The sequence below is a fragment of the Undibacterium paludis genome (assembly GCF_022568815.1).
Lineage (GTDB): Bacteria > Pseudomonadota > Gammaproteobacteria > Burkholderiales > Burkholderiaceae_D > Undibacterium.
The window spans coordinates 38,622-52,844 of the sequence record NZ_JAKZHX010000019.1 but is presented as its reverse complement, the minus strand read 5'-3'; the positions used below and the strand labels follow the sequence as shown (position 1 = coordinate 52,844).

The 14,223-nt window shown below is 51.9% G+C and carries 10 protein-coding genes; 5 read left to right on the top strand and 5 right to left on the bottom strand.

What is annotated here, in order from left to right; all coding sequences use genetic code 11:
• Positions 1-48: 48 nt before the first annotated feature.
• Positions 49-306, bottom strand: a complete 258-nt coding sequence (locus tag LZ463_RS25615) for a hypothetical protein (RefSeq protein WP_241459154.1) — start codon at positions 304-306, stop codon at positions 49-51.
• Between the two features lie 104 nt (positions 307-410).
• Here LZ463_RS25615 and LZ463_RS25610 point away from each other — a divergent pair, with 104 nt between their 5' ends.
• Positions 411-1,046, top strand: coding sequence for an ANTAR domain-containing response regulator (locus tag LZ463_RS25610; protein ID WP_241459153.1), 636 nt, complete (start codon positions 411-413; stop codon positions 1,044-1,046).
• Positions 1,047-1,155: 109 nt separating this feature from the next.
• On the opposite strand, the gene LZ463_RS25605 is transcribed toward LZ463_RS25610, so the two are convergent.
• Together LZ463_RS25605 and LZ463_RS25600 are read right to left on the bottom strand one after the other, a co-directional pair.
• A complete protein-coding gene (locus LZ463_RS25605) occupies positions 1,156-2,955 on the bottom strand; it encodes an MCP four helix bundle domain-containing protein (RefSeq protein WP_241459152.1) in 1,800 nt (599 codons plus the stop codon).
• A 382-nt stretch (positions 2,956-3,337) separates the two neighbouring features.
• Positions 3,338-3,667: a DHCW motif cupin fold protein gene (locus tag LZ463_RS25600; RefSeq protein ID WP_241459151.1), complete on the bottom strand. Its 330-nt coding sequence runs from the start codon at positions 3,665-3,667 to the stop codon at positions 3,338-3,340.
• A 434-nt stretch (positions 3,668-4,101) separates the two neighbouring features.
• Here LZ463_RS25600 and LZ463_RS25595 point away from each other — a divergent pair, with 434 nt between their 5' ends.
• The 3 genes from LZ463_RS25595 to LZ463_RS25585 all read left to right on the top strand — a co-directional run bounded on the left by LZ463_RS25595 (position 4,102) and on the right by LZ463_RS25585 (position 8,466).
• Positions 4,102-4,551, top strand: coding sequence for a hypothetical protein (locus LZ463_RS25595; protein WP_241459150.1), 450 nt, complete (start codon positions 4,102-4,104; stop codon positions 4,549-4,551).
• A 122-nt stretch (positions 4,552-4,673) separates the two neighbouring features.
• Entirely contained in the window at positions 4,674-5,009 is a 336-nt protein-coding gene (locus tag LZ463_RS25590) for a hypothetical protein (RefSeq protein WP_241459149.1), read from the top strand.
• Between the two features lie 379 nt (positions 5,010-5,388).
• Positions 5,389-8,466: an HD domain-containing protein gene (locus tag LZ463_RS25585; protein WP_241459148.1), complete on the top strand. Its 3,078-nt coding sequence runs from the start codon at positions 5,389-5,391 to the stop codon at positions 8,464-8,466.
• Positions 8,467-8,757: 291 nt separating this feature from the next.
• Here LZ463_RS25585 and LZ463_RS25580 read toward each other — a convergent pair whose 3' ends face one another.
• Positions 8,758-11,874, bottom strand: a complete 3,117-nt coding sequence (locus LZ463_RS25580; RefSeq protein ID WP_241459147.1) for a fibronectin type III domain-containing protein — start codon at positions 11,872-11,874, stop codon at positions 8,758-8,760.
• 776 nt (positions 11,875-12,650) lie between these two features.
• On the opposite strand from LZ463_RS25580, the gene LZ463_RS25575 reads away from it, so the two are divergent.
• Positions 12,651-13,610 carry an SEL1-like repeat protein gene (locus tag LZ463_RS25575; protein WP_241459146.1) on the top strand — a complete coding sequence of 320 codons (960 nt, stop codon included), beginning with the start codon at positions 12,651-12,653 and terminating at the stop codon, positions 13,608-13,610.
• A 63-nt stretch (positions 13,611-13,673) separates the two neighbouring features.
• Here LZ463_RS25575 and dfrB read toward each other — a convergent pair whose 3' ends face one another.
• Positions 13,674-13,910, bottom strand: a complete 237-nt coding sequence (gene dfrB / locus LZ463_RS25570; protein WP_241459145.1) for a trimethoprim-resistant dihydrofolate reductase DfrB — start codon at positions 13,908-13,910, stop codon at positions 13,674-13,676.
• Between the last annotated feature and the right edge of the window lie 313 nt (positions 13,911-14,223).

The window sequence follows — 14,223 nt, the reverse complement described above, 5'->3', positions numbered from 1 at the left end:
TACGTTTTGATGCTGGTTAATGATCTTGTCTGGCGTTGCCTGCCTGTCTTACCGCTTTCCATGCTCAGGCACAGTGTGGTCGGATGCCGGCAGCCAGGTGGACTGGCTGCCGTAGCGATCAGGCTGGCGGCATGAATGCCGGCTTCTGACCTTCGCCCAGGATGTAGCCGCCATTATAGAGGGCCAGGTACTGGGCGTGGTGACATATCTTTCAGGCGCATGCTGCTTGCCGTTGATGATGCCACCCGGCAAGGTGCGGGATTGGCGCAGGCTGTTGTTTGCCGCGCGATCTTTATCGGTATCCATCGTTTATGGACAAAAACTCAAGTTTTTTTTGGTTTACTGCGTTATCCTGATATGTATCAACATGACATCTGCGCTGTGGCAAGAACCCGCATAAAGGATGAACCATGACTCACCTGGACAAAACCAAAAAACAGGCCGCCGATTATCTGATCCTGATCGTCGACGATGATACGCTGACCGGGCAACTGGTCAGCCATGTGCTGGAGCAGGCTGGTTACCAGGTCATGGCGGCGACGTCGGGTGCGCAGGCCTTGCAGATGTCCATTGATCATCAGCCTGACCTGGTGTCGCTCGATGTAGAGATGCCGGGCATGAGCGGGCTGGAGGTCGGGCGCAACCTGAAAGAGCATACGGCCATCCCTTTCATGTTCGTGTCTTCACATACCGAGCTCGATGTCGTCAAGCAGGCGCTGGACCACGGCGCCATCGGTTACCTGACCAAACCTTTTGTGCCTGCCCAGATTCTGCCGGGCTTTGCGGCGGCGCTGGCGCGCGCAGAAGACATACGGCGTTTGCAGCGCAGTGAAATCAACCTGACCAACGCCCTCGCCAGCGGACGCGAAACCAGCATGGCGGTGGGTTTGCTGATTGCCCGGTTCCAGGTGGACAGGGATACCGCTTTTGAAACCCTGCGTGAATATGCGCGTTCCAACCGGCGCAAGATCAATGAAGTCGCCCGTGAACTGCTGGCGGCAGAGGAGGTGTTTTTGCCGTTTGCCAAATTGTTCAGGGAAAAGTAGGACTGAAGTAAATCGACTGCAGATAAAAAAACACAGACTGGGCAGTGTCTGCCTTCAGCCTGTGCAAGCTCGCTACTGCTGCTGATAACCTTGCTTCCTGAAAATCCTCTTAACGTCTTTGTCCGCCGCTGGCTGCCAGTCTCAAGGTGGGTCTGGCTCTTTTGGGCATTTCGATAATGGGGTGACGGGACTGCGCTGCCTGATACCGGGTGCCGGCATCGGCCAGTTTGTTGCCTGTGGCCGGTGTGCCGCTGCTGCTGCCATGACTGTCAGTGCCGTCAGTGCTGTCAGTGTTGACCACGTGCACGCTCCCTGCTGTATTGCCCAGTTTGAACCTGGCGATCAGTTGTGACATGCTGTGCGCCCGGGCTTGCATGGCCTTGGCTGCTTCAGCAGATTCTGCCAGCGCCAGGGCGTTGTGCTGCAAGAGTTCATTCGCATTGTCCATGGTTTGCCTGACCTGTACCAGGCCAGCACCCTGGAGGCTGGCAGAGGCATTGATTTCTTCGATCAGTACGGTAGCATCCTGCACACTGCGTACCACTTCGCCTACGCTGTTGCCGGCCTGGCTGATCAGCCTGCGGCCGGTATTGAACATCCTGGCGGACTCTGCCAGCAACACCTTGATATCAGTGGCGACAGTGGCAGAACTTTGCGCCAGCTCGTTGACCCGGGTGGCGATCTGGGCCATGTCATTCTCTTGTTCACTGCCCTCGATGACCTCTGCCGATGCATCCAGCGCCAGCATATTGGCCTTGAGTACCAGGTCATCAATCTGTTCGAGCAAGCCGTTGATTTTGTCAGACGATGCCTCAATGGCGTCTTCGGTCAGGCCCAGTTGCATCAATGTATAACTGCTCCGCTGCGCACCGGATGAAGCAGAGGTGATGACGGAGCGGGCCCGTTTCGCATGTTCGGTATTGCGCGCAACAAGGGCCGTCAAATCTTTTAAAACCGGGAAGCTGGCCAGCAGTGAATCTGCCTGTTTTTCGTTACGGGAAGCCAGTGTGCGGTTGTCGGCAGCGGTCTGGGCCGACGCCAGCGCCATGGCGGTAGCAGTGGCACGCACGTCGACCAGGCTCTGTACCAGGTTGTTGTTCATGTCTTGCAATGAGCGCAGCAACTGGGTTGTTTCATTGTCGGTTTTTGCGCTGCCACTGGCGTTTGTCCCTGGTCCGGCACTGGTTTCGGTGCTGATCGCCAGGTCATTGCCCAGGTTGCCTGAGGCAATGCTCCTGGCCAGCTGGATTGCCCTGGTCAGCGGGGTCGTGATTGACCTGGCGCTGGACCAGGCAATATAACAGGCGACAGTCACCGCCAGGATGACCAGGCCTGCCAATACCGTCAACGCAGTCTGGTAAGTCTGCCTGGCGACGGCCTCTTCATTTTGCCGGCTCACCTCCTGCAGCCGGAGGAGCTGGCTGATCTCATTTTGCCATTGGGTAGTCGCCGGTGTGAGTGTTTTCAACAGCAGGGCCGTGGCCCTGGAGCGATCTGTCCTGAACGTGGCAATAAATTGGGCATAGCGGGCCTGAGCGGCAAACTGGTCAGCACCGATGGCGCCGAGCAAGGCGGTAGCCCTGTCATCGAGTGGCAATGTGCTTAACATGGCATAGGCCGTGTCATAGTTTTTGCGGGCGGTTTCGATCGCAGCCTGCTCCGCGCCGAAGGCTGTCTCGTCAGTCAGCAGGGCGATGGTCTGCATGGCGCGTGACATGGCATGCACCGATGCCGCCATGTCCTGCAACAGCTCGGTCTTTTTGACATTGGCGGCTGTGGCCTGCTGCATGGTTTCATTGGATTGATACAGGCTGTAGATGCCGAAGCTGCCCACAGCCGTCAGCAAAAACAAAATCAAGCCATAGGCGATGCCAAGCTGCAGGCTGATCTTCAAGTTTGAGAATTTCATGACAGACTTTCAATTACAAAAAACACCAGTGCAAATTCCATTGCAAGTTGAGGCAGGCACATGGGTGGTCTTGTAACAGTAATTTCTCTAAAAGCCAGGTAAAGGGGAGGGCTGGGCCCCTGAATCAGTTGATGACGTTGCAGGGAGGGGGCAACGGGAATATCGCCCATACCAGTCGCTGTATCAAAGGCCGGTGTTGTGCAGCGGCTTCGTCAATCTGGTATCAGGCATTGCTTTACTATGCTTGAAGCATACGCCGAAATTTATTGGAGGCAACGGTTTTCTTGTGCAATTTAACAATCTCATACAGTCTTGTCGACATGGTAAGCGCTGGCAATGCACGCCTGCCTGCAAGCCGGATGATGCTGGTCTGAGGGCAGGCTCAGTCGACAATAAACAGGCGCGCACCGTGCGGCGCCGACGACCGGTGCGCCTCGGCGCCATCGGCCACCTGGTAGCTCATGCCCGCCTTGAGCACCAGCACACGGCCATCATCAAGCTCGGTATGCAATTCACCTTCCAGGCACAGCAGGATATGCCCCTTGCTGCACCAGTGGTCCGCCACATAACCCGGCGTATATTCCACCATGCGCACACGCAGGTCGCCAAATTGGCAGGTACGCCAGTAAGCCTTGCCGCTGATACCGGCATGCTCAGTCTTTTGCAGGGCCGACCAGTCGGTCACGCCAAAGGGGATATTGGAGATGTTCATGTGCCCAGTGTATACCGGGTGCAGGGATGGCTGACAGATACAGACGGGCGGGATTTTGGGGATACAGTTTGGCAAGAGGGGCGGGGGGTTGCGGGATGGTGAAGTTAATGGCAAACGTATTGTCGTCGCTCCAGCGCAGGCTGGAGCCTGGTGGTGTTTGTGGTATGCCGTACTATTGATGAGAGATGACGTTGAGCGTGTTTGGGGATAGTAGGTTGGGCTAACGGTTTATCAGCCCAACACTGGGTTTTAAAATTACCTTGCTGGTATTGTGCATGTTAAGTCTTTTTAACTTGCATTCGTTGCTGTGAGATTGCCGGCCGGGGGTAGCCCGACAGCTACTCACTTTTCTTGTCTCGCCAAGAAAAGTAAGCCAAAGAAGGCGCCCCAGGCGTAGCCGCCCCTGCGGGGTTCCCGGTTGTGCAGTACAAAAAATGGGAAGATCCGAAAACTCGCTCCCCTTGCAGGGCGCACAATCGCTTGCAAGCGATTGCCGTTACGCAGGCGTGGTGCATGCACCACGAAACCCCTGCTACACCTCAAACATCGGCTCTTCTTTTTCCATTTTCTGCACCACACAGCCGGCGTCTACACATGGGAACTGCAAAAGTCAAAAACAACAACAACAACAACAACAACAACAACAACAACAACAACAACAACAACAACAACAACAACAACAGCAACAGCAACAGTCCGTAGGTTGGGCTAGGCTTCATCAGCCCAACTTTTGGCCTGAAAATTGCCTTACCGGTATTGTGCATGTTAAGTCTTTTTTACCTGCATCCGCTGATGTGAGAGTACAGGCCGGGGGTAGCCCGGCGGCTACTCACTTTTCTTGTCTCGCCAAGAAAAGTAAGCCAAAGAAGGCGACCCAGGTGTAGCCGCCCCCTAAAGGGGGTTCCCGGTTGTGCGGTACAAAAAATGGGAAATCCCCGAAACTCGCTATGCTCAAACACGGGTATTTCTTAATCCATTTTCTGCACCACACAACCGGCGTCTACACATGGGAACAGCGAAAGTCAAAAACAACAACAGCAACAGCAACTGCAACAGCAACAGCAACTGCCGAGTCTCGTTGATTAAGCTTATCCAAGGTAATTTGAATCGCCACTGTGTTGACGTTGTTTTTGACTTTGGGGTTGTTTTTGACGTTGGCCGTTCCGATGTGTCGATGCCTTTGCTGCAAGGCAGAAAATGGATTAAGAAGGATCGATGTTTGAGCGTTAGCGAGTTTTCGAGCCTTCCCATTTTTTGTCTTGCAGCAAAGGGAACCCCGCAGGGGCAAGACGCCTCGGTCGCCTTCTTTGGCTTACTTTTCTTGGCGAGACAAGAAAAGTGAGTAGCTGTCGGGCTACCCCCGACCTGTAATCGCCAACTAACTTATGCAGGTGAAAAAGAACGTATAAGCACTACCTTGATAGTGCAATTATCATCGACAGTCCGTAGGTTGGGCCGGGCCTCGCCAGGCTAGGCTTCATCAGCCCAACACTGGGCCTGAAAATGACCTTCTCTGCATTGGACATGTAGACTCTTCTTTTACTTGCATGCGTTGCTGCGAGAATGCGGGCCGGAGTAGCCCGACAGCTACATTCTTTTCTTGTTTCACCAAGAAGTACGTGTACCACGCACACAGAAAGACGTAGAAAGATTGAAATAGTAGCCAAATTTGCAATGTGGCTTTAAGATGACATGGATACTTTAACCGCGAGGACTTATCCATGGCTGACCTGCTGATCAATCACCTGAAAGAAAAAGGCGAAGGGCATTCAGCCCTTGCAATGCTGGTCAATCAATGGGGGTTCGATGAAAAACTCATCCCCAAAGCCTTGCAGACAATCGGAAGCCTCTTTCCCCATTACAGCCGTCACGATGAGTCCCACAGCAAGCAAATTTTGGTCAATATTGAACGCCTGCTTGGTGACAACATTCAGCTGTTAACGGCAACTGATACATGGATGATACTGGAGGCCGCTTATTGGCACGATATCGGCATGGTCGTGCCCCAGAAAGATATGGTCGATGCCATCAACCAGCCCGCCTTCCAGCAATACATAGAAAGCATACGCAACAACTCTCATCACGAGTTATACAGGTTTGCCAACAGCTTTGATATCAAAGACATGTCCAAGTGTTTTTCTGGTGCTGATGCGCCCATGGAAGCGGTCGACAAGTTCCGTCAATTAATGGCTGAATGGTTTCGCCGCCAACACGCCAGCCGGTCCGAGCACATGGTTCAGGCGCCATGGGCCAGTGCCGGTATCAACTCCCCTCGCACCGAGCTTATCCCGGCGCGACTGTTCAAAACTCTTGGGCGTATTTGCCAGATGCATGGCATGCCTTTTGCAAAATTGCTGAGCGGACTGCCTTTTCGGGAGGCTGGCCCGGCACAGGAAGATTGCCACCCTCGTTTTGTCGCCTGTCTTTTGCGTATGGGTGACCTGCTTGATCTGGATGACAATCGTTTTTGCCCGGTGATGCAACGCATTGCTGGCGATCACCGTTCACATCTCAGTCGGGCCCATGAAGACAAACATGCTGGCATCCGTCATTTGCGCGTCGATCGGGAGCGTATCGAAATCAGCGCCGAATGCGAGACCATCGATGGTTATCTGGAAACCTTCAAATGGTTCGACTGGCTCAAGCAAGAGATACAGAACCAGATGGCGAACTGGCAGGACATTGTCCCCAATCGCGCACTGGGTTTGCTACCCACACTTGGGACGATTGACGTGCGGCTGGGCGGGGCGCTACAGATCATCAGGGAAGGCGAACGCCCCCAATTCAGCATCGATAAAGAAAAGGCGATTGAATTATTGCAGGGCACCAATCTCTACAGAACAGAGTTCGCATGCATACGCGAACTGTTGCAAAACGCTGTGGATGCGACTTTGTTGCGCCTGTGGGTTACTGAAGGGAAAAAACATCCAGCCAGCACGTGGGAACAGTCGTTTTCAAAAGAAGCAGACGAAGTGTTGAAAAGCTTGCCTATCCAGGTCGAGTTGGTGGAAATGCCTACAGTGGCAAGCACACCCCAAGGAAAGACCGAATGGACATTGACCATCACCGACCAGGGAACCGGGATCAGCCGGGCAGATTTAGAATACATGTTGCGAATCGGCGGGTCGCAGCGAAATGCACGGCGGCAAAGTGAAATCAATACGATGCCGGAATGGATGAAGCCATCAGGTGCTTTTGGTATTGGCATGCAAAGTGCTTTTTTGATTTGTGATGAAATTGCATTGACGACAAAAAGCATTTATACCAATGAAATACTTCAAATTATCATGTATAGCCCAACTGGGGAGCATGAGGGTTTAGTGATGTTAAGGGTGATGGAAAGTGATGTGTCTTACCCGTATGGGACAAAAGTTGAAATTAAACTGCAGTTAGATACTTTCGCAAAGTCATGGTCAGTTTCTTTTGGATATTATGATTCGATTGCATCCCATTTTATTGATTCAATGGATCCGATTTTGGATGAGAAATTTCCCTATGAAGCAGCAAAAATAGCCGATCAAATTTCTACTTTTTCAAATGAATCGCTGGTGACGATCATAGGAAAACTAAAAATAACGAATGAAAGACAATACAAGGAATTTCTGATCATAACGCCACCGGCAGAAACAGTTTCGAAAAAATGGAGTTTTGTGCGTGTCAATGGCTGTGAATTAGCTATCCGATATGAACCTTTTGACGATGATTTCCTGATGAGCCTTCAAACATATTATCGTGGACAGGAGTTTGATTGTGGGATGGAAGGGTTTCTTCCAAAAGTGAATGTGTCAGTAAACTTAATGTCAGGAAAAGCTGGAGCTTGGTTGACAGCCAGTCGAGATGCCTTGGTGAGTGGTGCGAAAGAGAGATTTAAAGAAACCGTATTGGCTGCACTCGAGCTACAGGTACAAAGAGACCTTGAGAGTCAAGAATATTGTGAATCACTGGATGAGAAAAGTCTTTCTGAATACTCATTATTTCTTGGGGCAATGGCCCTGTGCTATGAGGGAAAATGGAAAGATTTTTTTCTCAATGCAAAGGTCAATGGTAAATGGCTTGATTTAAGCCATATGTCGACCACAACTACGTACAGGGATTGTTTTTCTAAAAGCAGTCTAATTGTTGGTGAAGAGCCATGGTCAACTCGAATTTCCGCAAGCGCTTGTGATTTGGCATTCTCTGATACAGGGCCAGATTACACACTATTGGTTTTCTTAAACGAATGGGAAAAAACTGCTGACGGGACGGTTCAAATAATAGGGCCTGCTGACGATATCACTAATGATTCGCCCAATACAAGAATTTCGCCTGTAACACCAGTACTTGCAGCCCAAAATTTCGATGATGAAGGTATTTTCCGCGTTCGCTATCTGTTAAAAAAGGAGCCGCAACCTGCGTATAGCAAGAATGCATTAGCGGTTAGTTTTGCGGAAATCGCGATACACGGACCAGAAAAACCACGGTATATGTTGAATTGCGATAGTCGCTGGAGTGTGCTTTTTTTTAAAGAAGAAACTGAGATCATTTTGGGTAATGTATTTGATCTTTCACCTAATGATACTAAGCCAGTTTTATTGCCCTTTCTATTTCGCCAGGGAGCACAACATAGGGAAATTTCGATTGAAATCACTTCAGAGCAACTTGATGCAATTTGTCAATGGGTTCAACCACATCTCATCACTCCCGCGTCATTCGATGAAATACGTAAAGCTTACCTGGAGTTGATTGACTACATTGACAATGACATCATGAGGCCATCCTCATATTGGGATGATTGGAAAAGCGCACGAGGGCTTGAATGAAGGATTTACTCAGTAAGCAGCTTCCATGTTGAGTAGCATGGAAAGAATTGACATGCTCTGAGATCAGGACGATAAGCTGAAAGACAGTCCCTGCTGGCGCTGCTTGTTCAGTGCAATTGCAGGCATGAATTTTACAAGACAATCCGACTCAAAGTAAGAGCGGCTTTAGCCGCGAACAGCCATACCGCAGCGACCATTCGCGGCTAAAGCCGCTCCTGCCTGAAACAACAAAGCTCCCTTGGTGCCAATGCCAATGACACCGGCATCAAGGGAACAAACAAAGCTTACGAATTACGGATAGATCGGATCATTCGTCCAGTTAGACCACGGACTGGCGCCGACGGTCGTGATGGTCTTCACCTCACAGAACAAAGGCGTGCCGCTGGGCAGGCCTGTTACTGTGATGGGGGAGGACATGCCGGTGGCGAAGTAGCCGCCGCAACTGGCCGTGTAATTAACCAATGTGCCAGAACCCAATGCACCCGGTGTAAAGTACACCGTACCCTGGCCAGGTGCGCCGACGGCTGTGCCGATGGTCGGTGCCGATGGCAAGACCGGTGGCGGTGTCGGTGTGACTGAACTGGATGCTGCTGACCATGCACCTGTGCCGACGCTGCTGGTGGTCTGCACGCGGCAGGTGTAGGCCGTGCCATTGGTCAAACCGGTGACCACGATAGGCGATGCGCTGCCATTGACAGAGACGCTGCCGCAAGAAGCGGTATACCTCACCAGTGTGCCTGAACCCAGCGCACCAGGGGCGAACGCTACTGTGACAGCGCCATTACCCGCAGTGACCGAGCTGATCGTCGGTGCAGCAGGCAAGACGACAGCCGTTGGTGTGACCGAGGCTGAGTTTGCCGACCAGGGGCTGCTGCCGACGCTGCTGGTGGTCTGTACACGGCAGGTATAAGCCGTGCCATTTGTCAGACCAGTGACTGTGAGGGGCGATGCGGTGCCTGTGGCCGTGACACTGCCGCAAGCGGCGGTATAGCGGACCAGCGTGCCAGAACCCAAAGAGCCAGGAGCAAACGTCACCTTGATCGACGCATTGCCAGCGACAACAGAACTGATCGCAGGCGCAGCCGGCAGGGTTGCCGCTGCCGTCGGTGTGACGGAACCAGATGTGGCCGACCAGGAACTGCTGCCGACGCTGCTGGTGGTCTGCACACGGCAGGTGTAGGCCGTGCCATTTGTCAGACCTGTGACGGTGATAGGCGATGCGCTGCCGGTGGCGGTGATACTGCCGCAAGCGGCGGTATAGCGGACCAGTGTGCCAGAACCCAAAGAACCGGGAGTAAACGTCACCTTGATCGACGCATTGCCCGGTGTGACAGAACTGATGGCAGGTGCAGCCGGCAGCGTTGTCGTACTCGCGCCAGCCTGTACCATGTTGCTACAGATAGGGGCAGTGTGGGCGATGTTGATGGCGGTGTAGCAGACCTTGTAGTTGATCGGCGTCGTGCTGCTGTTGGCTGTCAGCGTGATGCTGATCGACGGTGTATTGCCGCCGAAGGCCGTGCCGTTGACTGTCCATGCATAAGTCGATATGTCATTGGAGCAAGCGGCTTGCGCAGTGACCGTACCGCCACCGGCTGGCACATTGGTTGCCGTCAGGTTGACTGTGGAGCAGAGTGGCGCCTGGTATACGCGCCTGGCGCTGATCGGGAAGTACTTGCCCGTAAACCTGTCATCGATTTCAGACGCCTTGTTCCAGCCCCATACGATCGTACCGGTATAGTTGAGCCCGGCGATACCCATGGTGCTCATGATGCTCTTGAAGTCGTTTTCCATCGCAGGAGACCAGCTGGGCGGGACGACAGCGTTTGCATAGGTGTAAGGCCCAAAACCCTGTACCACCAGCCATCTTTCCATGGTGTTGAAAGGGGCAGTAGTTTTCATGTAGTTGGCGAACCAGTTGGCTGCGTTGAAAGCACTGGTGCGTTCAGCCACATCAAACGTATTGATGTAGATATCGGTAGAAAGCCATTGCAGGGTTATACTGACGCCATTGGTCGGTGTCAGTAGTTTTTTCATGGCATCCATCATCTGCGGCTGCACGCTTTGCAAACCGACCAGGTTCAGGCCGAATTTTGCCCATGGCAGTTTTTTCTGCATGAGTGCAATACCCTGACGCAGGGCAGTGATTTCGTTCTCCAGCACGGTACCTTGCGCCGTACCGGTATTGGTCCAGAATGGCTCGTCGACAACGGAAATCCTCGCGCCCGATGCAAACAGTTGCGGGTATTGGGCGACGACATTGTTGAGAATCTGTTCTGCATCAGGTTTGAGCGAATAAGTACCACCGGTAACAGGCCGGTCAAAAATCGGGATGCTGACAATAGGGGTACGGCCCTGCTTCAAAATCTCCAGCGCTGTATTGTAATTGCCGGTGACGTAGTATTGACCGCTGAAACCCTGGTTGGACAAATCGTCCGGGTCATCAATGGTGTTGCCATAATTCAGGTCGCTTTTTTCTGTATTGAAGAAGCGGCTTGGCGCCAGGCTGGGGTAGCTGGTCTGGCAATCGAACATGAAGATTTCAGACGTGCACTGACCACTGCTGCATGATGTAATGAGCGTAGGATACTTCGCCGGTATGCCGCAGACCGCATTCATCTGCGGGCTGGCCAGGACAGGTGCGCTGCTTTCATACTCTGCAGGAAAGGTGGAATAACATGCCCAGTCAGGTGCAGTTTCGTTTGGCCTGATCTTGACGCATTCGCGCATGGCGCCGCCATATCTTGCGAGCGGTTCAGGCACGCCGGGGTTGGCCTCCGGCGTATTAGGCCGTCTGAGCCGGTACATGTTCGCCCTGACACCGCTGACGAACACGCTTTGTGGTGCGTTATCAAGCATGGTCAGTATCGGTGAACCAGGGAGCGGGTTGTTGAAATAGTCCGTTGCAACGACGTCTGTGCGCGCAGCACCGACTTCGCCGATCTGGAAATAATAATTGCCCACATCATCCTGCCCTAGCTGGGTGGCAATCACCTGGATGCCATTGGCATTGACTGTCGAGGGCAGCTTCACTGTCACATAATTGCCTGCCGCCGGCATGCTGACATTGGCATAGCTTTGCGCCAGGTTCCAGTTGCTGCCATCACTCCAGTACACATTGAATGCAGTAGGGAAGCCCAGCACGCGTCCACCCGCATAGCGCGGATAGAGTTTGATGGTGTCGACGGGATGAAAACCGTCAAACCAGTAAGCCAGCCATTCCTGATGGTTGGGGTCGGCATAGCCATTACTGGTCCAGACGGTGCCGGGGTTACCGTCGTATAAATTGGTGTTGGGCCAAAGCGCCGATGAAGTCGCCACTCTCGTGACCGGCCAGCTTTGCGCCATGGCGTTGTGGGTAAAAAAAGATACCGCAAACGCCAGCAAGAATAATCTCAAGACTTTTCTCATAGAACATTTTCCATAATTATTGACACGCCACCACCCTCATCACGGCAAAAAACGTCAGACTGAAAAGGGTGGATGGAATGGACCGCAATCGAAAACAAATGGGAAAGCATTAGAAGGCATGAAGGTGATGTCGGAGAAAATTCACTGTTACAGTCCACTAGTCCTGCTGTCCGACAAAACCCCGCCTCCGTGGAAGTCATCCTGTCGTCAACCAGTCATTAAATTGAAATAATTTAAGGGACCAATAGTAAAAAACAGGAATTTTGATTATACATCCGCTAACTTTTATATCGAGGATATATCGGGGTTTGTGGTTTTATTGATTACAATTTCTTGTCCTGTGGAAACCTTGCCCGCTCACGCAAACTGTTCAGTCCTGCAGAAGTGACGTTAGCCGCGCCTGCCGGACGGCGATGATTTAAGGTGAAGGAATGTGCCTACTCAGCGGGGGGGATGGCTGCAAAGACTGGCTTGGCAACGATAGCCATGCGTACGATTACGCAAGTTAATTGCACAGGCTAGCTTGCATTTGGCTTGACAGGAATAACAGTATCTACGGTCCTGCCGAGGAGTGGATCAGCCCGGTTATGATCCGCGCTGCCAGATATATTTTACTACGCTCTTTGGGTTGAAAAATTTCAGGACGACAAAATCCAGTATAAAAATACAGCATTGTGGCAAACATGCAGCTTGCTGCAAATTTAATCAGGTCATGGGCTAGGCAAGCAAGCATCCGCTCATTAGAATGGCCGACCTTTCCAGACATGGAGCTCGCTATGTATCTGAAATGCACCGGATGTTCTGAATATTTCTCGTTTCCAGAACACTTTCTTTACTATGAGCTTAACAATACTTGCCGGATGCCAGGTGGAGACATGTCAGTGCTCGATCGTATCCCCTTAGCAGAATTCGACGCTTACTTTGCAGGGTTGGACATCTTGCATACTGCCGTGGCGATAGAGTACTGCTGGTGCTTTGAGTGTAATAGACCAAGCTATGCAGAATACCTGCCAGACTTGCGGCAATTCGACATCGCCGCCGGACTGCGCAAGTGCAGAGACAGTGAAACCAGTAAAGGAATCGAAGACAATCTGCTGGTTTTATCAGATACGGAATTCCAGCGACTGTATAACTTGCGCTTGCACAGGCGCACAGCTTGCAAATGCCTCACTTGCGGAACGGGCAATTATGTACGACTGGATGCAAACATAAGACTGGAACACGAAAAATGCTGGGGTAGCCCTATAGAATTCATAGGAATAATCCGGAGCGGTTCCGCAGCACCAATCGTCAAAGTATCTTACGACTCCGAAGGACGACTTGCCAGAGCCAACATGGAATTTCGAATAAAGGACTGGCGTTCAAACCAGGCTTTCATCGATGTATACGGTACGGCTGTCAATCAAGACGTATTGCGAAACGCAGCATATGCACTGCTCAGGGGGCAAGGACCTGTAGCGCTCAATTGCATAAAAGAATTACTGGACAAAAGTCATGCGCAGGTATTGGGCATGGCGGGCGTTATTCATGCAACTGGCTACAACATGGACATAGACGGTAGCCTTGTGCTTGCTTACTTGAAGCAGGCCATCTCCCTGAGTGATGGTATCGCAGCTTATAACCTCGGAAATTTCTTGCGAACTGGCTTGCCCGGCATGGCAGCAAACGATAAATCAAGTACATATTATCTTCATCTGGCAAAAGAGATGGGTGTGGATTTTTCACAGCATCGATAATTGAAAGATTGCAATACTCCGGATATTGCTGAATCTGCCGGGTGACGTCCTCTCGATTGAAATTTACACCACGCGCTCAAGCGCAGCGACCGGGTAAATCTGCACCGAGCCAGGATGCGCTTCAGACTCGACGGCGTAACCTTCTGGCGTCAGTGTCGTGCTGTACCAGCCGACGATGTGGCCCTGCCAGGCAGCGCCCGACTTTTTGCGAACGCGTTCTCCCAACACAAACGTCGCCTGGAATGGCGGTTGAATCTGGTGATCGTGTGAAACTCCGTTGGCAACGCTACTCTGTTCCATATTCAACCTTATGTGTAAGGACTCAACTGGCGCATTAAATATTGCCAGGTGTGTGTTGCCAGGTGTGGCTTCTCTGGACTGTTATCTCTTTCTATTCTACCAGCAAGATTGGCCATGTTGAATAATATCTCGAATGGCAGCTTGAGCGCCGTTGGTGCAACTAACAACGTGTAATCGCACGCATGCTCCCAGCTCGTTTCGTACCTGGCTTTCACCAGGACGATTTCAGGAAAGGACAGTAGATTCCGAGAAAAGCTAAAAATAAGAATGGAGTCAATGTCCTTGCCGAACAACAGATTAGAGAGCAGATTAA

Coding starts and splice junctions, on each gene's coding strand:
- LZ463_RS25615 (WP_241459154.1), bottom strand. CDS start 306: ATGGATACCGATAAAGATCGCGCGGCAAACAACAGCCTGCGCCAATCC.
- LZ463_RS25610 (WP_241459153.1), top strand. CDS start 411: ATGACTCACCTGGACAAAACCAAAAAACAGGCCGCCGATTATCTGATC.
- LZ463_RS25605 (WP_241459152.1), bottom strand. CDS start 2,955: ATGAAATTCTCAAACTTGAAGATCAGCCTGCAGCTTGGCATCGCCTAT.
- LZ463_RS25600 (WP_241459151.1), bottom strand. CDS start 3,667: ATGAACATCTCCAATATCCCCTTTGGCGTGACCGACTGGTCGGCCCTG.
- LZ463_RS25595 (WP_241459150.1), top strand. CDS start 4,102: ATGGGAAGATCCGAAAACTCGCTCCCCTTGCAGGGCGCACAATCGCTT.
- LZ463_RS25590 (WP_241459149.1), top strand. CDS start 4,674: ATGGGAACAGCGAAAGTCAAAAACAACAACAGCAACAGCAACTGCAAC.
- LZ463_RS25585 (WP_241459148.1), top strand. CDS start 5,389: ATGGCTGACCTGCTGATCAATCACCTGAAAGAAAAAGGCGAAGGGCAT.
- LZ463_RS25580 (WP_241459147.1), bottom strand. CDS start 11,874: ATGAGAAAAGTCTTGAGATTATTCTTGCTGGCGTTTGCGGTATCTTTT.
- LZ463_RS25575 (WP_241459146.1), top strand. CDS start 12,651: ATGTATCTGAAATGCACCGGATGTTCTGAATATTTCTCGTTTCCAGAA.
- dfrB (WP_241459145.1), bottom strand. CDS start 13,910: ATGGAACAGAGTAGCGTTGCCAACGGAGTTTCACACGATCACCAGATT.